The following is a 19,756-nucleotide window of genomic DNA, read 5'->3' as shown; positions in this document are numbered from 1 at the left end:
AAAAAATTGGGCCGTAAAGGTACAAAAAATTGAAAGTGAAGCTGCTTTATTTTTAACCAGGCATATTAACTTTTGGTAATATAGTCTTTGCTGATTTTGGAAAAGAACCATGAAATAATAATCCCGAACAGGGAAGCGGTAAAGGCCACGATAAGGTAATTTTTCCCGACGATTTTTACAGGAAAAGGAAGAATTTCATTGGCTCTGAAGAATTCCGTATAAAGTTGGAAATAGCAGAGTAAAGTTCCTACGATCAAACCGGAAATCACCCCGGAAATCACTATAAGAAGCCCGGTGTAGAAGTAGGTCATCCTTAAATGGCTAATCGGAAAGCCCATGGAAATAAGGGATCTTGACTGTTCTTTTTTGTCAAGCTGAAGAATAATAATTGCTCCGGCCAGGTTGAAGGTTGTGATGAAGATTACAAGTGCAAAGATCAGATAAATGAACATTTTTTCTGTATTGATCATCTTCCAGAAGGCTGCATTTTCCTCTTCTTTGGTTTTTATCTCAATATTTTTCCCCAGTGAGGTAAGAAGGCTCTGCTTTACAGCGTCAGCATTTTCCGGATTTTTTAATTTAATGACAATCTGGTATGCGGATTTATTGGGGAGGTTAAGCAGTTCTTCTGTAAGTTCTATGGGGGCAATAATGTAGCTGTCCAACTGTTCTTTTCCCGGAAAAACTCCTGTTACAAGAAAATCTCTTTTATTATATATGTCTTCTTCTTTGTTGATGATGCCGGTTCCCGGCTTAGGCATGAAGATCGTGGCGTAATTGCCGGCTGAATCTATGGGAATGGAAAGCCTGTTGTGCAGGTTGGTTTCCATTAATACTTCATTGGAGTATTTGAAACTTGGATAGGTTCCGTAGAATACATCTTTGTCAATAGGATTGACCTTTATATAAGCGGAATCAACTCCTCTTAAATAAGCAATGTCGCCTTTACCTTTGTAGTTCACATAGACTTTTTCCTCAATTACACGGGAAAAACTGCTGATTGCTTTGTTGTTTTTTAAAACTGCCGTAACCTTATCCAGATCTTTTACTGTTTTTCCTGAAACGCTTTTCAGGGTCAGATCAGCATGAAGGTTCGATATAAGATCATTGTTCAGGGTTTCAAGGCCGGAGAATACGGAAATGATTACGAACATTGCAGTCACAGCAACCATCATGGCACCTACCGAAAGCCACGTAATGAACGTAACGGCGGTACTGCCTTTTTTAGCCAAAAGGTACCTGGATGCTATGTAAAATGCAATATTTTTCAAGATTTATAAAACCGGATTGTCGCCTTCGCCTCTTAGTTCTCTTTCCAACTTCTCAACATCATCAAGAGCTGTGTCCAGATAAAAGTTAAGCTGGGGTATGATACGTACCTGTTTTGCCATTTTCTGGCCGATAAAATTTCTGTACGAAGCTTTGTTTTCTTCAATTTCCTTCATCACCGCAGAACGGAATTCCTGGGGAAAAATACTTAAATAAATTTTAGCAATACCCAGATCTGCCGATACTTTTACATCTGAAACGGATACCAATATACTTTGCTTACTTTCTGAAGCCTGTTTGCGGAAAAGCTCTGCGAAGTCTTCCTGAATGATCTGTGCTACTTTTCTTTGTCTGTTACTTTCCATAAGTTATGCAAATTTAGTACTTTTGTTTGAATTGATACCTTTGAAATTGAGCTCCGGTATCAAATTTACGATTTAATTATAATTTATGAAGCTAGAACATATCGGTATTGCCGTAAAATCTTTGGGAGTTTCTGATGAGCTTTTTGCCAAATTATTAGGAAAAGAATCCTATAAAAAAGAAAGTGTGGAAAGGGAAGGGGTTATCACTTCTTTTTACGGAACAGGAGAAAGTAAAATTGAGTTATTGGAAGCCAGTAATACTGAAAGTCCTATCACAAAATTTATAGATAAGAAGGGGGAGGGCATCCATCATTTGGCATTTGGTGTAGAAAATATCCTTGAGGAGGTTGAAAGATTAAAAAAAGAAGGATTCCAGTTTATCTCCGAAGAACCGAAAGAAGGTGCTGATAACAAATTAGTTGTCTTCCTGCACCCGAAATCCACGAATGGAGTGCTGGTAGAACTTTGTCAAGAAAAGCAATAAAAAGTTTTGTAGTGAAAGAAATTTTGCTATTTTTGCAATCACAAAATTTAACCAAGTTTTGAGGTCCTATAGCTCAGTTGGTTAGAGCACCTGACTCATAATCAGGTGGTCCCTGGTTCGAGCCCAGGTGGGACCACAGAAAAGCACTCTTTTGAGTGCTTTTTTTATTTATATACTGTATTCAGACTATTATAAGGGGAGGCATATTTACACCTTTTCAAATAATTCTAGTTTCTAAAGTTCCTGCTGATGTCTAAAAGGCATATAAAAAGACTCGCCTTAGTCATCAAAAAGGCATAGGATTAATATCAAGCTCTTTATCTAGTTCCCAAATTTTGAACTTGATCCAAGATGGGTAGTTTTTATTTATACTTTTAAGAATACGAAGATAAGCTAAAATTATATCTTTCAAAACTTGTTTTAATACGACGAGTTTTGTCGTTTTGACAGAATACTTTTGCAGTATAAATTATTGAGATCGGACACAAAAGGCTATAGGTAAGAATCTTAACATTTGAATTTGTTAAATAAATCTTTTCACTGTGAGCTAAAAAAAGAATACTTTTGCAAAAATATTAAGACAAAACATTTTTACATATTATGATGAAACAAAAATTATTATCATTGGCCTTATTGGCATCATCTTTCACTTTTGCCCAATCATGGAATCTTACAGGTAATTCCGGAATCAATCCTTCCAATAACTTTCTTGGAACAACGGATAGCCAACCTCTGGTTTTAAAAACCAACAGTACAGAGGTCATGCGTATACTTCCTGATGGGAAAATAAAAGTAGGAACAGGTGATCCCGTAGGAAGCGGTGAAGCATTTTTCAGAATATACAAAGCTGAGGGGCCGGTTTTAGAAGTAGCCAGTTCACTGGGATCATTTCAAATCATAAAATCCACCTGTGACGGATGCTTCGGTGGACAAACCGGAGATACAGTCCTTAGAAATAAAGGAAATACACATAACATTATTCTTTCAATGCCCAATAATAACAATGACGGAAAATATTATATCGGCGTTCAAGACCATGCCAATGGGACCTGGATAAAATTCTTCAATAACGCCATTGCAAGATTCGATGGCAAAATTTTTGCGAAAGAAGTTGAAGTAAAAGCAAATGTATGGGCAGATTATGTATTCAAAAAAGACTATAAACTGAATACTTTGGAAGAAGTAGAAAAGCATATTCAAAAGAATGGACACCTTCCTAATATTCCATCAGAAGAAGAGATTCTCAAAAAAGGTATTAATGTAGCTGAAATGAATGCCAAACTTATGGAAAAGATAGAAGAATTGACTTTGTATTCCATTGAACAGAATAAACAGATAAAGTACCTTCAGGAAGAAAACAAAACTTTGAAAACCCAATCAGAAGATATAAAAGAGTTGAAAAAGCAAGTTCAACAAATTCTTTCCACGAAAAAATAAACATACAGATGAAAACAAAATTACTTTCGATATTCTCATTATTTATAGGCTTTCTAGGCTTTTCCCAAACTGAGGTTTATTTCAAATATGATGAAGCAGGAAACCAAAGATACAGAGGAACCAACTCAGCAGCAAAGACAGCACAAGAACCTACAAAAACAGAAACTAAAACAACTTCTATAATCCAAGTTCAGCCTGATCCTCAAGCGCCAGCCATAGATGAAGCAACTTTTTGGAAGCAGATAAGACTCTATCCAGTTCCAGTAAATGATGTCCTTACCATAGACTGGACAGAAGAAGTAGATGGACTAATAGAATCTGTTTCACTTTATCAACACAGTACGGTTCATTGGAAATTCCAGCAACAGAATATTCCGGGATTGAACCGCCAGTTGAAGATCAATATGTCCGGATATGAATGGGGGGTGTATGTTGTACGTTTCACGTTAAAAGACGGTAGAATTTTCAGTAAAAATATTACAAAACGATAAGCTTCGTTTCATTCGTTATCCATTAATTTAAGCACAAAGAATATGAAAATTTTCTATTCATTCATTATATCTTGTATCTCAATATTAGGATATTCACAAACTATATTATACCAATCTGAAAGTACTTCGCGTACTGTTCAGGATCCGCAGACTGTGATTCTTACAGAGGGATTTCATGCTAAGTCAGATGTATCAAACCCGTTTATTGCTAAAATAGGTCCTGGTACAGAAAATCCGGGAGGAGGGCCTATTGATTCTGGAGCTGGTGTAGGTAATCCAACTGGAACTATTGAAACAACTGATAATAAGTTTCATGATACTAAAGGAAATATTGAAGTCAATGGAGTAGGACAATTACAGTTTACTTTACCCATTGCTCTACCTCCGGGAGTGAAGTCTGTTGCTCCACAGATCAATCTCACCTATAACAGTAGTTCAGGAAATGGAATTGCAGGATATGGCTGGAATTTATCAGGAATTACTTCAATCTCAAGGATTGGTAAAAACATTGAGAAAGATGGGGGAATTAAAGGAATCCAATTAGACTATTCCGATTATTACAACTTTAACGGCCAAAGGTTAATTCTAAAATCTGGAGAATATGGCAAGGATGGTGCGGAATACGTGACTGAAAAATATTCTAATGTTAAAATTAAATCTATAGGAGCAGTTACAGGACAGCTATGGCAGGGTCCTGAATATTGGGAATTGACTTTTGAAGACGGGTCTCAGGCCTGGTATGGAGCAGCAGTCTCGGGAAATAGTACAGCAAGAACACCATTGGAATACAATATTGTCAAATGGAAAGATGCACAGGGGAATTATATTTCGTATAATTATACACAGACTACTTCTACTAACGTGGCTGTTATATCTAGCATAGAATGGGGAGGAAATGAAGGTGCAGGCAAACCCCATTTTAATAAGATTGAGCTGAACTACTTTAATGAGAGAATTTTAAATGAAATTAATTATTTAAGTGGAATTAAATTTGTACAAAATAAACAGTTAAAAGAAATTATTGTAAAAACGAATGGCAATCAATTTAAAAGATATGCTGTGGAATATATTAATAATGGAGCCAGTTATCAATTTGCAAATAAAATAATAGAATATAATTCCAATGATCAAGCTGCTAATCCTATTACAATAGGGTACGAGCCATATCAATCAGGTAATGAAGAAACTACTAAAGAAAACAATATCGCTACTAATAATACAAAAAAGTATGGAGATTTTGATATGGATGGTATTACCGATTATCTTGAATTTATACCTAATCCCGGCAGTTCTCCATCTGGGCCGGTAGGATCTATACACTTTAAAAATTCGGTTTACAAAGACTCTCCTGTTATACCAATGCAATATGAGCTTTCAAGATTTACTGCAGAAGAATTTGCAAAAGCTACAGCTGTAACTTTTAAAAAAGATGGCTATGTAAAAAATAAGATAGGAATAGTAATACCGCATAAAGTTGCAACTTCAGATCCTAACAAGCCAAACTATGAATTATTGATATATTCTGCTGATACTTCTAATTTTAAATTTAAACTGGAATATTCAAAAGTAATTCCTTACAGCATATATACCCCAGGTGGTGAGTTGAGCGGCGGGTCTGAATGTACTGCATCAGTGCCACTCAATGTAAGCTATTTGGAGAGTTATGACTATGATGGAGATGGTATCTCAGAGCTGATGATAGGATTTAACAGAAGAAACAGATGTACGAGTGCACCTTATGCTGATCAAGTCTCTAATATTGAGAATAATGGGATAGCAGAACCTACCGATTCCCAGCTAACTCTCCTGCAACCTCAAATTAATTCCTCTAATGTAGAATATGGAGATGATATTATAAACATAATACCACCTGGTGGTACAATAGATCTTTTCACATACTATTCATCATTTTTGGTAGATATTGATGAAAATATAGATATTAATAACAGTATCTATAAATATGATGAGGGAGTAAATATGAATAATTCATTGGATAACAATAAAAATAACCGTTTTGCTGATTTAAATGGGGATGGTATACAGGATATTATCCGGATAAAATCTGACGGAACGATCACTGATGCTTATAATTATCATAAACAGCCTGCCGGGAATTATGTAAAAATAAATATTGGGGACTTTTCAGGACAAAAGTTTGAGGGAATTTTCGCTGGGGCTTTATTTGGAGACTTCAACGGAGACAGCAAGGTAGATGTTTTAGTTCCCCAGACTAATAAATCTTATAACTGGAATTTATATATTTCTGATGGAAAAAAATTCAATCAATCCACGATAAATAATTTTATTTATTATAGCTCCGGAGGTGAAGTGTTGATGGAAAGCAGTCATAATGTATGGGAAGCAGGAGGAGGCTGCTCATATTCGGAAAGTAGATATTTTCAATACAATGTTGCAGATCTGGATGCAGATGGCAAATCAGATATTGTTGTTAGCTATGTATTTATCAACAATCATGAATGGAGTGCGCATCATGATCAGGAGAAAACAGTCTTGCGAACTTTTGTTTATTCAGTTAATAAAACAACAACAGACAATTCCGCAAATTTTGCTAAGAAATTTTTATCAAGCGCAGGTGGAGATTATAATGTGAGTTTATTAGATTCACCTATCCAAACAAACGGAGATTTACACTTTTACAGAGTAAGAGATTGGAGAAGGGAATATGCTGAAAAAGTGATTCCTTTCGGGACTCTGAGTTTAAACCGAACTAATCAACAGATCATATCTATTGGCAGACCTGATGATTGTTCGGGAGTAATTGGTTGTGCTTACAACTATGTTACTCAATATGATTATTCCTATGTTCCTACTTTAGCAAGAGCTAAATTTATTAAACAAGGTGGTATTACAACAGAAGTTTCTTATCAAGACCTTAATTCTATAGCTGATACTAATTTTTACAAACCTATCAAAAAGGAATTATTTCCTTATTTTGAACTAGAACAAATTCCATTATCAGTAGCTGTATCAAGGCTTAAGCAAAATATTCCTAATGGAACATTAATTCAGGATTTCAGATACAGAGGTTTTATAATTCATCTTACTGGGAAAGGGATGATCGGTCTCCGTCAGTCTGCCCATTCTTCATGGTATTCCGAAGGGCTTGAAAATACCAAAATCTGGTCAGGAGCAGAGATTGACCCTCTCAATGATGGAGTTCCACTAAAGGAATGGTCAATTAAAACCAATAACGAAAATCTAATTTTCCCAACGGATATTTCTGAGAATAATACCCAATTATTAAGTTTCAAATCTATCATTTATCAAGCTGATAAGCTGTTGAATGGTCAGGTCGTACCTACTGTTACAGATGCTGACAGGCCTAAGGTCGTTACAGCATTTATTCCTACAAGTACAAAAACAAAAGACTTTTTAACAGGAACGCTTACAACAGGAAGCATTACTTATGGAGATTATTACCTTCCGGCTCAAAGTATATCCAATGTCAATAATGGATATGCCATAACTACGTCTAATTTTGAATATATTCACAATCCTTCGGGAGCGGGTCCGGATTATTATATTGGTCGTCCAAAGACGAAAATAGATGCTATCCAAGTTTATGGAGATACAAAGTCTGCAAAAGAAGAATATACTTATGAAAACAATCTTTTAAAAACACAGAAAACCTGGAACAGGGATAATACCGGATACTTACATGAAACTTATAACTATGATGGTTTGGGAAATATCACACAGAAAACCATTAGTAACAGTATAGATTCTCAGACACAAACAACAACAGCACAATATGATCCAAAAGGAAGATTTGTTGTAAAGAAAACTGATAATTTAGGATTAGAAACAAGTATTGAATATAATGATTGGGGACAGATTAAAAAACAAACCGATCCTTTAGGCAATACTTTAACCAATACCTATGATAATTGGGGTAAGCTGGAAACTTCTAAGACCAATTTAGCGGGAATAACAACATATACATACGAAAAAGACAATCAATCTAATATCATTGTTACCCAATATGATTCCGATGGTGAGGTTTCTAAGAAATTTACTAATAAATTAGGACAGAATTACAAAACCTCTATCAAAGCATTCGGTCAAGGGCAGTATATATCCAAAGAAATTCAATATGATATTCTGGGAAGAAAACTGAAAGAATCAGAGCCTTATTTTGAAGGACAGAGTACTAATCAATGGAATACAATTGCCTACGATGATAATTTTTTCCCTGCTAAAGTGACCACAACTTCATTTAATGGCAAGAAAATGGAAACGACTGTTTCAGGAAATACTACTACTATTAAAGAAGTAAATCTTGAGGATTATGGCAGAACAAACTCAAAAACGACCGATGCTTTAGGAAACGTAGTTTCTACAACTGATAAAGGAGGAACGATCCAATTCTCATACAATGCAGCGGGAGAGCAGATCAAGGCACAGTATGCTGAAAACATGGTCACTACCAAATATGATTCCTGGGGAAGAAAATCAGAGTTCAATGACCCTTCCAACGGATTGTATAAATACGAATATGATGGATTCGGACAACCTAAAAAGATCATCAGTCCGAAAGGGACAAAGGAATTTACGTATAACAGCTTAGGGCAGCTCATTTCCCAAAAAGAACTTTCTACCACTGATGGCGGACAGGCAACCAATAAAATAATTTCTTATTCATATGACGATAAAGGAAGAATCATTTCTAAATCCGGAACATCTAAAGGAAAGGCATACAGCTCTAATGTGGTTTATGATCCACAGGGAAGACTACTCTCTTCTTCAGAAAACAGCAACGGAAGATACTTTATACAAAAAGGCATAACCTATGATGATAAAGCAAGAATAATTTCTTATGAAAAGCAATTATACTCTTCAGGAGTTCTTACTAAAGTTCAGATAGAAAATGTATATAGTACGTGGAACGGAGAACTTTATCAGGTAAAAGACAAAGTAACAGGTAAAAGCCTGTGGGAGCTGCAAGGAACCAATGTCAAAGGTCAGGTATTATCAGCAAAGCTTGGTGCATCGAATATTACTAATTTATATGATGATACTACAGGTTTTCTAAAAGAAATTAAACACCTGTCTCCTTCGCAGCAAAGTATTTTAAATATACAATATACTTTCAATGCTGTAAAAAATGAATTGAATCTTAGAAAAACATTAGGAAATTTCAATATTATTGAATCATTTAATTATGATGATAATAATAGATTAATTAGCTGGACAAATCCTAAAACGGGACAACTTTCGCAAAATACTTATGACGTTAAAGGTAGAATCCTGGAAAATGATCAGGTAGGAACGATGAAGTATGAAAATTCTGCCAAGATCTACCAACCGACCGGAATGACTTTAAATGCAGCAGGAACTCAAAATTATAATAATGATCTGATCCAAAGTATTGTCTATAACGAAAATAACGACCCTGTATTCATAGACGGGATGAAAGGGGATGTAGCTTTCCAATATGGCTTAACCAGTATGAGGCAAAAGGTAACATATCGAGGTAATTTCAGTATTGATGGAGATGGTAAATTCACGAAATTTTACAATGAAGATGGAAGCTTTGAAGTCGTAAAAGACAACACCACCGGAAAGGAAAAACACGTCCTTTATATTGGAGGAACTCCTTACGAGAGTAATATTATTTATCTTAAAAATTATGATGAAACAGCTGGTTCTTATAAATTCTTGCATAAAGATTATATAGGAAGTATTTTAGCCATCAGTGATGAAGCAGGAAATAAACTGGAACAGAGACATTTTGATGCCTGGGGTAATTTCACCCATCTGCAAATAGGAAACGGTCCAATTATCACAGATAAAAATATAATCGATACTACTTCATTATTATTGGAAAGAGGCTACACAAGCCATGAGCATTTTGCAGAAGTAGGCATCATCCACATGAACGGAAGACTGTACGATCCGTTACTGAGAAGATTCTTAAATGCTGATGAGAACATCCAGGATCCTACCAATACCCAGAATTATAATAAATATGGGTATGTATTGAATAATCCTCTGATGTTTAATGATCCTAACGGAGAGTGGATCGTTGAATCTGCATTCTTATCAGCTGTAATTATTGGAGCTATGGTAGCATCGTTCAGTTATACTGTTGGAGTTTCTATTAGCGGACAGAACTGGGATTTAGGCAAATCCCTTAAAACAACTCTATTGAGTGCTGCTGTAGCAGCAGTAACTTATGGAATAGGCCCCGTATTTTCGGGAGCCGGTTTTTGGGCAGCTGTAGGCAATGGTGCAGTATCTGGCGCAGTGAGTGGAGCAATTACCTCTATAGTAAATGGCACAGATTTTATTAAGGGCATTTTAATGGGAGCTACAATAGGAGGAGCAATGGGAGGTATCAGCTATATAATACAACATTCTATTTACAATAAAAATTATACAAATAAAGGAACTACAAGTAAGGACATAAAAGGAAATACAAATTATGATTCTTCACTCACTAATGACCAATTGACACGTAATATTTCTGAAACTCAAAATAAATTATTCAAACCCAATGAAGATTTTGGAGTTGGTGAGCAAACGATAGGTAAAACAGCTTCAAATGGTTATTTAGATATGGGAGAGAATGGAGCAAAGCAATTCCTAGCTTATACTGGTGAAAGAGATTTTTGGACCGGCGCATCTAATATTATGTATTCACCTAGAGCCGCAGCTGATAAATATTTATTGAAATTTATCATGTTACATGAAACAGGACATGCATATAGCAACGCTTTTTTTCTACCGGATATGAAAATTGATATAAAAGGTGTGTATAGTGATACTACGGAACATCTTGCTTTAGCATTTTCAGAACATGATATAGCAAATATTAATGGGCTTAGTTTTAGACCTCGTTCTTATTTTTCTAGTCAATATACTTTGGATGAAACTTTGAAAAAATTAACTCAGACGCAAATGAATTTTTTTAACCGTACATATCAAAAACTTTCACCTATCTTTAATAGGACTATTAAATAATAACATAAAAGCTATGAAAAAAATTATATGGCTATTTTTAATTTGCTGGAATTTGACATATTCACAAAACATAGAGTTTAAGTATGAATATAGAGTTTGTTATCAATCGAAGCTGGTTGAGGAGCGATTATATAATAGTAAAACAGGCATTTATGAGGAAATTTTTTATGATAGGAATACTTTTATCGATACTACTAATATTGAAAAAGAGAGTTTTAAAGCTTATATTCCTTTAAATTTTATTCAAAAAAAAGAGATTAGTGATTTATATTTTAAAACCAAACTGAAGAAAAATACGTTATTATATTCTCTCTATAAAAATGAGGATTATAATACAACATCAGTTTACATCTATGATGATCAAGAATTAATAAATAGTGATAATCAATATATAAAAGACAAGAAAGAAACTGAATATTTTGGAAATTTAACGCATACATTACTATCTTTTATAAAATCAAGTGACGAATATAATAGAGTTTTTTATTGGTATAATATAAAAAAATAATCAATTTCTATAATCAAGAATTTTGAAGATTTAGGCATCATGAATGATGGATTGTATGTCCCTTTGTTAAGATGATTCTTAAATGCCGATGAAAATATTCAGGACCCTGCAAACACCCAGAATTATAATAAGTATGGGTATGTATTGAATAATCCTCTGATGTTTAATGACCCTACTGGTGAGTTTTTGGGAATGGGAGTTCTTTTATCTGCTGTGGTTATTGCAACCATGGTGGTGTCATTCAGCTATACGGTTATGACCTCAATTAGCGGGCAGAATTGGGATTTAGGACAGTTTTTGAAAGCTAACTTATTTGCTGCTGCTTCAGCTGTTGTTACGTATGGAATAGGAAGTATATTCTTCTCCTCTGCTGGTACTGCTACAGAAATTGCGAAGGAACTGGGCAAGTTCGGAACTATTATTGTACAAGGAACTGCACATGCTTTGGCACAAGGAGTATTATCTTTAGTGCAGGGACAGGGCTTTGGTAGTGCTTTTGCCTCAGGATTTTTAGGAAGCATGGGTGCTTCAGCTTTCACTGCAGCAGCAGGTAAGTTTGCAAGCAGTGCTACAGGAACAGTATTATCAGGAGCTGTTTTAGGAGGTGTAGGCTCTGAGCTTACAGGTGGAAATTTCTGGCAAGGTGCTTTGATTGGAGGATTTGTTGCTGGATTTAATCATTTGATGCACTCTTCAAACGAGACAGAATTAGACGCTGAAGGTAAACTAATACTGCAAGATCAACTTGAAAGAGCTGATTATGATCCTTGGGGTAAACCAGTAGTTTCAAAAGAATACGCACAAGAAATGATAGATAAAGTAGCAATATTAAAAAATCAAAAAAGTTTAGGCGGAAATAGAGCTAAAGTAGTAGGCATAACTAATTCACCTGATTATCATGCGTCTACAACCCCTGCAAATGGACATATCTATTTATCTAACCATCAAAATAGTGATACATTTAAAAGTAATATGGCTATGGGCGTCAGACTTTTTCATGAATTAAAACATATTGTCTACTATTGGAATCCAGATTTTAGAAATTTATTGAAATATTCTGGACAAAAGAGGAAAGATTATGAACACTTTTTGATATATAAAGAAATCAATAATATTTTATTGAATGGTACTGGAACTTTCAGAACCGGAACTAACTTAAAAGATTTACATAAAACATATGGCTGGTAATTATAAAAACATATTAATAATTTTCTTTTTGATATCATCTTTGATGGGCTGCAATAATGCGAAGCTTTCAAACAACAATTTAAGTATCAAAATATTAAATAAAACTGTAAGTTATAATAGTGATACAATAAACTATTATCTGATAAATGAAAGTAACAATGATATTAATCTTTTTTATAATCCAGAGTTTTTTAAAAGAGAAAAAGATACCATAATTATGGACACATGGTTTAGTCCACAAATAACAATTTTGAATAATGATGTTACAATATTACCACAAACACATTCTGTTGATTATTTTGAAAAAGTACGTGACAGTTTAAAAGCTATTCGCCATAAAAGGAAAGATTACCAAGAAGTTAATATTACAAACCCTTATAAATTATATGATGAGACCTTAAAGGATTACGTCATAACAATTAAAAAGCATGATTCAGTTAAATTTTCTACAAGTGTCAATTTTGAAGGAGAATCGAGATTTTACGATTTAAATGAACAAGAAGGCTATATTTTAAAAAAAAACAAAACATACGAATTAAAAATATGCATTAATGATAATATCAATTCTCAAATCAGAAATTACTTAAAAAGAAAAGGTATTTATTATCAAGAGACTTGTAGTAATAAAGTAAAATTAATTTTTATCAAAACTAATTACTCGGATGAATAACAATATTCTTTGAAATACTAAGAATTAAACACTTTAGTGTTTTATAAAATATCAAAACTTTACTAGACTAAAGTAAGTACTATTTACAAAAATTTTAGAAGTGTTTTTACTTCAGATTTTCTAGGAAGCTTAGGAGCATCTTCGTTTAGTTCTGCAGTTGGAACTATTGCTTTTGGAGCAGTATCAGGAGGTATAGAAGCAGAACTTACAGGAGGAAACTTCTGGCAAGGTGCTGTAATTGGGGGATTTGTTGCAGGATTGAATCACACGATGCATAGAATGGATGGTCCAATGCAGAAAAATCAGCAACAAAAAAATCCTTGGGATACAAATGGAGATGGAAAAATGAGTTTGAGTGAGGCTAATAATTGGTATAGAACTGGAGATGGGAAAGCTGTTACTTTAGATGCAAGTAAGATAGATTTAAATAACGTTAATACAAAAGGTTGGGTTAAGGGAAAAACTTATAATGTCCAAACTTTAGTAAACTCAAGTGATGGAAGAGTTCTAGGAAATATTACAGTAAAATATTTAGGAAATAATCAAGTTAGTATTTTAGCCGATACTTATAATTTTGAACAACACGGGAAGTTTACTGACAGTCCATTTAGAAATGCTGCAACAGTGCTTGGTAAATGGGCTGCAGGAGAAGGGCAACAATATCAAATTAATTTCAAGGGAATAAATACAATTATACGACCTAAGGGATATGATTTCACCAAAGATCTTAAATAATAATTATGAAAAAAATAATAATTATAGCAATTAGTGTTTCTATAATCTATTCTTGTAATAATTCTGATAGAATTGAGAAATTACCTTCGGGTTATGAAGTTTTTTACGAAGGAGGTAGCCAAAATAGATTGTTGAAAGATAATGAACTAATAATCGACAGCGGATTAGTAGAATGTAAATTTAAAAATGATTATTTATTAGTTTCCGTTGATACAACTTACTCAATGAATCCAGAAAAAATAAATAAAAAAAATCTGAAATATTTTATACAAGATTTTAAAAAAGATAATACCATAAAACGAATATCTTACATAGATCTACAAAATATTATAAAAGAAAAATCTTTAGAAGAAATAGATATTACTAAATAATAACCCCCCCCCCCACACACACACCGAAAATATTCGGGGTATTTGTTTTTACAGTGCCGCAGCATTTTTGGCAAAAAAGTCTTTAGATATTAAAGCTTGTAATGCTGGTCATGACAACAAAGGATTCGCTACACGTATATCAAGTAGCCCTATTTTTAAAAATGTTGTTATAATTGCACCAAGTGATTACTATATGTCAGATGGAATTAAATCATGGATAAATCGAGGTGGACAATATAATATCATATTGAATGGAAAATTAGTTAGAGGTAAATACAGTAATCATCCTATACCTTAAAAATTAAAATTATGAAAACTATATCTTTAAAGAAAGTCATAGTGCTATTTTTATTTTCATTACTAATCTGCTGCTCAAAGGGAAAAGAGCAAAAAAAGTCTGAAAATGTTACAATAGAAAGATTCAAAAAAGAAATTCTAATAAATGGTAATGTTAATGCATATAATAAATTATGTATATATTATCTGAAATCAACATTTCATAATGAACTTCTACCTTACTCAATTCTAATGGCTGATAAATATAATCACGGAGATGCCTGTCATGATATATTTGTGCAATTGATCGGTTTAAAACAGGCACCAAAGTCTCAAAAATATGATGTTTCCATTTTTAATAAATTAAATGAGGGAGAAAAGAATTATGTCTTATTTTATCTGAAAAAAGGAGCTAAATTAAAAAACATAAATTGTATAGTAGTTTTAAAAGAACTTGGTTATTCTTACAATTAACTCTAGATGATACGAGCATCTTTATACCCTTTAATAAACTTGAGCAGAGGCACTTTGATGCATGGGAAAATTTACTAAAAACCTGATGTATAACATCTAAATGAGAAATATTTGGAGAGATTCTATCCGGTTTTCAATAATAAATCTGGAAAAGTATTGATTTCAACAAATTACTAAAAACCCCAATTGACACGTATTTATGAGGAGATTTTTTATGATAGGAATACTTTTATCGATACTACTAATATTGAAAAAGAGAGCTTTAAAGCTTATATTCCTTTAAATTTACTTCAAAAAAAAGACATTAGTGATTTATATTTTAAAACCAAACTGAAGAAAAATACGTTATTATATACTCTCTATAAAAATGAGGATTATAATACAACATCAGTTTACGTCTATGATGGTCAAGAATTAATAAATAGTGATAATCAGTATATAAACGACAAGAAAGAAACTGAATATTTTGGCAATTTAACGTATACATTGTTATCTTTTATAAAATCAAATGATGAATATAGCAGAGTTTTTTATTGGTATAATATAAAAAAAATTATCAATTTCTATAATCAAGCATTTTGAAGATGTAGGCATCATACAAATGAATGATAGATTCTATGTCCCTTTATTAAGAAGATTTTTAAATGCAGTTTAATAGTCAAAAATAGTTGGTAAAATTCTTTGTAACGCCGATTAATATTGATGATATAGAAAGTTTATTGAACTTTGTTTCAATAAACTTTTTTATATCTGAAAATTCAAAAAAAATCGTTGTTGGAGTTGTAAAAGTCTGGAGGTAATTTCTTGGAGAAAACAAAATAACATGTGTCGCTTTAAATGTAAAAATCTGTTTGTTTGTCTGCAGCGAGCCTCAATACCAACAAAAGTTCATCTTCTTCTATTTTCCGCCGCTGTTTTTTTCCACATCTGTCTTCGTATTTCCTTTTACTTTCTGATTTCCGAAGCGTTTTACGAAAGAAAGTGAAAATCCGTACCAGTCTGATTTTAAAGCAGACCTGAAGGTCCCGTACTGACTGTAAGTGGTGGCATCAAAATTGGGCCTGCTGAAAATATTCATCAGCTGAAGACTCACCTCCATCTGGGTCTTAGGAAATATTTTTGTTGCGGAGATGTTATGGAACACATTTGTTTTATTCGCGTATGAATTCCCGTTATTTTGGTTGGAAAGCTCTACCCAGGCACTCAGGTTGATGTTTTTATTAAACAAATTCGTATACGACAGATTGGCTGAAGCCCCCATATAACTGATGTAATTTTTACCGTCAAGATCATTCACCCGGTTAAAATCATGGTTGTCAATATAATACCATCCGATACCCACATTCACATTCAGTTTATTTTTCAGGAAATTTTGATTCGTATTCGCAAACAAATAATACTTTTCAACCTTTCCTTTAAAATTGGCAGGCAGAGTAACGGTTCTGCCTTCTTCTTCAGTAAACGTAGTCCAGTAATCCTGATCTGTATACATATACCTTGCAGACAGGAAATATTTTTTCAGGATTCCTAATTTCATATACAGTCTGTGGCTGGGATTCGGCTCCAGGTCCATATTCCCGCGGGAAAATGTTCCGTCATTCGTAGGAACAAGGAAAGGATTGAATTCCGAATACCACGGACGCCAGAGATTACGGTTGTAGGTTAAACTCAGGTCATACTTATCTGAAAAAGAATATTTCAGCAATAAATTGGGAAGTATGCTGCCGTAAGAATCTTTTCTTCCAGTTCCGGCTACGTCCTGCCTCATTTTATAATCAATGTGTTCGTAGCGTACCCCGATTCTGGTTTCCAGCTTTTCAAAGAACGTTTTACTGTAGTTCACGTACAGGGAATTGATGTTGTCTTCATAACGGAAAACATCGCTGGGACGGAGACCATCCGCATTTTTCCCGGACAAATTGTTTGGAATAATGTTGTTGTTGAAATCCATTTTTCCACCCACTTCAAAACTTCCACCTTTTCCGAGAGATTGGGTATAATCTACTTTGATGTAATAGTTCCGGGTCTGTTCATGTGAATTGATGTTAAGATTATCCGCTCCTGGCTTAGTATCATATGTCTTTAAAAACTCATTTGTATTGTCCTGAGAATTGTAATTGGTACCTAAATTTACATCAAGGATCCTGTTTTTCTCCTTGTCGTAGTATTTATAGAAGACATTGGTCCCCAGCGTACGGTTAAGCCCTGTCATATCCTGATCCTGGTGATAAGATTCGAATAACGCATCATTTTTTGTCCTGCTGAGGTCTGCATTGGAAGTAGAAGTGTTTTTGCTCTGGTAATATTCCAGGATAAACCCTATATTGTTTTTATCATTCAATTCATATTCAGATGTAGAGGATAACGAAGGGCTTTTGCCTCTGCCCAGAGTTTCATTATTGATATAGGTAACGTCATTATCCTTGTATAAACTGTTTACACTCGTGTTTTTCTGGAAATAGGTATTATCACTGTAGCTTCCGATCAGGGTCTGCGTGAAATTTTTCTTATGATAATTAAGATTAAGGTTGGTATACTGTGAATTTTTAGTATTCTGTCTGTTATTAAAAGTTACACTGCCTTTCATTCCTTCATCATCCCTCTTTTTGAGTACGATATTGATGACGGATCCGGCTGTTTCATAACGGGATGACGGACTTGTGATTACCTCAATCTTCATTAAATTGTCGGCTGGAATGGTTTTCAGGTATTCCTTTAGCTCTTTACCGGTAAAAACCGATTTTCTGTCATTGATGTAAACCGTCACAGATTCACCTTCCGCTTTCACGGCATCATTATTATCAATACTTACCAAAGGGGTCATTCTAAGGACATCCCATGTTGTATTTCCGGCAAGAATAGAGCTGTTGGATACATTAAACACCGTTCTGTCTGCTTTAGATTCTACAGTCGGTTTTCTTGCAGTTAAGGTAACTCCTTCAATCTGATTTTCCTTCTGTTTGATGGTGTCATTTTTTGCCTGTCCGAAAACCAAAGAACCCATTAATAAAGAAACCGAGCATATAATTATTTTCATTTAAAATGACATTTCACCTATAAGACATTTATTGAATGAGGTTTGTTACATCAAATTGAAAAATAAATAAAAAATTCACAAATAAATAGATTTTCATTAAAAACTGTAACAGTGCTTCGTCAATGCGTGATCACTGATTCGTGTTATGGGAGTATACATGAAGAATATCCCCAGTCGTATAAAGTAAAATGTTTTCTTGTTCGTTGATTATATAAATAACAAATCTATTCTTATATTTATTTTTTCTGACCGAGACTTAATTGTCAGGGTTAAGAGCACAAACAAAAACGAATGAATTTAAAGAAACAAATGGGACAGTTTCCCAACGAAAAACGGAAAGCATATTTCAGTTCACTGCCCAATTACAGCAACGGGAAATTTCAGAATATCCTTCCCACACCCGCATTGCTGGAAGGAGAAAGCATGACCAAATTACTTTTTCAGACCTTATGCAAAGTAGAAAATGTAAGTCCGAAATCACCTCTTCCGTTTATGATCACAGATCTTAAAAACCTTAAGCCTGAAGAAAATGTTCTTGTATGGTTCGGGCACAGCTCTTACTTTATCCAGGTTGACGGTAAAAAATTTCTGGTAGATCCTGTTTTCAGTGGGAATGCTTCCCCAATGCCGGGTTCCATAAAGGCTTTTCCCGGATCAGATCATTATAAGCCGGAAGATATGCCGGACATAGACTTCCTTCTGATTTCACATGATCACTGGGACCACCTGGATTACTTAACCGTTCAGGTTCTGAAAGATAAAGTTGGCAAAATAATCTGCGGATTAGGGACGGGACAGCATTTTGAATACTGGGGTTGGGAAACGGGAAAAATTATTGAGAAAAACTGGTGGGAAAGTATTGATTTAACTGACGGTTTTAGAATCACTCTAACCCCGGCCAGACACTTTTCAGGCAGACTTCTGAACCGCAATATCTCACTCTGGACATCCTTCGTATTACAGACTCCTTCTAAAAAATTATTCCTGGGTGGCGACAGCGGTTACGGAAATCATTTTTCAGAGATTGGTGAGAAGTACGGACCGTTTGATCTTGCTGTTATGGAATGTGGTCAGTACAATGAAAAATGGCCTTATATCCACAGCCTTCCCGTGCAGATTATTAAAGAAGTGCAGGAATTGAAGGCTAAAAACTTTATCCCTGTCCATAATTCTAAATTTAAATTAGCCCAGCATCCCTGGTATGAGCCCCTGGAGCTTGTTTCAGAATATGCCGAAGAAAACAAGGTGCCCATTACACTTCCTCTGATCGGTGAAAAAGCAGACCTTGATCAGCTGGAAAAGGTAACATGGAAAAAATGGTGGGAAGAATTTATTTAATATTTCTATATCTAAAGCAAACAATGAGCCGGCCCAAATTCTTGGCTGGCTTTATTCATTTTTAGATCATATTGATGAACAGACAGCGAAGAGCCGGAGACATATTAATTATATCCGCTTAAAAAACTA

At 34.2% G+C, this 19,756-nt stretch carries 15 protein-coding genes and 1 tRNA gene; 13 read left to right on the top strand and 3 right to left on the bottom strand.

The window, feature by feature from the left end; all coding sequences use genetic code 11:
* Positions 1 to 65 precede the first annotated feature (65 nt).
* Both IX38_RS07825 and rbfA read right to left on the bottom strand, forming a co-directional pair.
* Entirely contained in the window at positions 66 to 1,271 is a 1,206-nt protein-coding gene (locus tag IX38_RS07825; RefSeq protein ID WP_034703540.1) for an ABC transporter permease, read from the bottom strand.
* A gap of 3 nt (positions 1,272 to 1,274) precedes the next feature.
* The gene (gene rbfA, locus IX38_RS07820) at positions 1,275 to 1,634 is read right to left on the bottom strand and encodes a 30S ribosome-binding factor RbfA (protein ID WP_034703538.1); all 360 of its coding nucleotides are present in this window, start codon (positions 1,632 to 1,634) and stop codon (positions 1,275 to 1,277) included.
* Between the two features lie 85 nt (positions 1,635 to 1,719).
* Between rbfA and mce the strand changes: the two genes are divergently transcribed.
* The 12 genes from mce (at position 1,720) to IX38_RS07755 (ending at position 15,834) form a co-directional block, all read left to right on the top strand.
* Positions 1,720 to 2,118, top strand: a complete 399-nt coding sequence (gene mce / locus IX38_RS07815; RefSeq protein ID WP_034703536.1) for a methylmalonyl-CoA epimerase — start codon at positions 1,720 to 1,722, stop codon at positions 2,116 to 2,118.
* A 62-nt stretch (positions 2,119 to 2,180) separates the two neighbouring features.
* Positions 2,181 to 2,254, top strand: a tRNA-Ile gene (locus IX38_RS07810).
* A gap of 464 nt (positions 2,255 to 2,718) precedes the next feature.
* Positions 2,719 to 3,555: a hypothetical protein gene (locus tag IX38_RS21895; protein ID WP_051884557.1), complete on the top strand. Its 837-nt coding sequence runs from the start codon at positions 2,719 to 2,721 to the stop codon at positions 3,553 to 3,555.
* 8 nt (positions 3,556 to 3,563) lie between these two features.
* Positions 3,564 to 4,046 carry a T9SS type A sorting domain-containing protein gene (locus tag IX38_RS07800; RefSeq protein WP_034703535.1) on the top strand — a complete coding sequence of 161 codons (483 nt, stop codon included), beginning with the start codon at positions 3,564 to 3,566 and terminating at the stop codon, positions 4,044 to 4,046.
* 42 nt (positions 4,047 to 4,088) lie between these two features.
* Positions 4,089 to 11,030 carry an RHS repeat-associated core domain-containing protein gene (locus tag IX38_RS07795; RefSeq protein WP_051884555.1) on the top strand — a complete coding sequence of 2,314 codons (6,942 nt, stop codon included), beginning with the start codon at positions 4,089 to 4,091 and terminating at the stop codon, positions 11,028 to 11,030.
* Positions 11,031 to 11,043: 13 nt separating this feature from the next.
* Positions 11,044 to 11,538, top strand: a complete 495-nt coding sequence (locus IX38_RS07790; protein ID WP_034703534.1) for a hypothetical protein — start codon at positions 11,044 to 11,046, stop codon at positions 11,536 to 11,538.
* Positions 11,539 to 11,697: 159 nt separating this feature from the next.
* Positions 11,698 to 12,726: a hypothetical protein gene (locus IX38_RS07785; protein WP_034703532.1), complete on the top strand. Its 1,029-nt coding sequence runs from the start codon at positions 11,698 to 11,700 to the stop codon at positions 12,724 to 12,726.
* Positions 12,716 to 13,396 (top strand): hypothetical protein, encoded by a 681-nt coding sequence (locus tag IX38_RS07780; RefSeq protein ID WP_034703531.1) that lies wholly within the window; start codon positions 12,716 to 12,718, stop codon positions 13,394 to 13,396. The genes IX38_RS07785 and IX38_RS07780 overlap by 11 nt, the downstream gene beginning before the upstream one ends.
* A 291-nt stretch (positions 13,397 to 13,687) precedes the next feature.
* The gene (locus IX38_RS07775; RefSeq protein ID WP_131368647.1) at positions 13,688 to 14,131 is read left to right on the top strand and encodes a hypothetical protein; all 444 of its coding nucleotides are present in this window, start codon (positions 13,688 to 13,690) and stop codon (positions 14,129 to 14,131) included.
* Positions 14,132 to 14,136: 5 nt separating this feature from the next.
* Positions 14,137 to 14,502, top strand: coding sequence for a hypothetical protein (locus tag IX38_RS07770; protein WP_034703529.1), 366 nt, complete (start codon positions 14,137 to 14,139; stop codon positions 14,500 to 14,502).
* 309 nt (positions 14,503 to 14,811) lie between these two features.
* The gene (locus IX38_RS07760) at positions 14,812 to 15,252 is read left to right on the top strand and encodes a hypothetical protein (RefSeq protein WP_034703525.1); all 441 of its coding nucleotides are present in this window, start codon (positions 14,812 to 14,814) and stop codon (positions 15,250 to 15,252) included.
* A 186-nt stretch (positions 15,253 to 15,438) separates the two neighbouring features.
* The gene (locus tag IX38_RS07755) at positions 15,439 to 15,834 is read left to right on the top strand and encodes a hypothetical protein (RefSeq protein WP_034703524.1); all 396 of its coding nucleotides are present in this window, start codon (positions 15,439 to 15,441) and stop codon (positions 15,832 to 15,834) included.
* Between the two features lie 316 nt (positions 15,835 to 16,150).
* Here IX38_RS07755 and IX38_RS07750 read toward each other — a convergent pair whose 3' ends face one another.
* Complete coding sequence (locus IX38_RS07750) at positions 16,151 to 18,289, bottom strand: TonB-dependent receptor domain-containing protein (protein ID WP_034703521.1); 2,139 nt, start codon at positions 18,287 to 18,289, stop codon at positions 16,151 to 16,153.
* 291 nt (positions 18,290 to 18,580) lie between these two features.
* On the opposite strand from IX38_RS07750, the gene IX38_RS07745 reads away from it, so the two are divergent.
* Positions 18,581 to 19,627, top strand: a complete 1,047-nt coding sequence (locus IX38_RS07745) for an MBL fold metallo-hydrolase (RefSeq protein ID WP_034703519.1) — start codon at positions 18,581 to 18,583, stop codon at positions 19,625 to 19,627.
* The last annotated feature ends 129 nt before the right edge of the window (positions 19,628 to 19,756 follow it).

It is taken from the genome of Chryseobacterium luteum, assembly GCF_000737785.1.
Classification (GTDB): Bacteria; Bacteroidota; Bacteroidia; order Flavobacteriales; family Weeksellaceae; genus Chryseobacterium; species Chryseobacterium luteum.
This window is presented reverse-complemented; position numbering and strand designations above follow the sequence as displayed.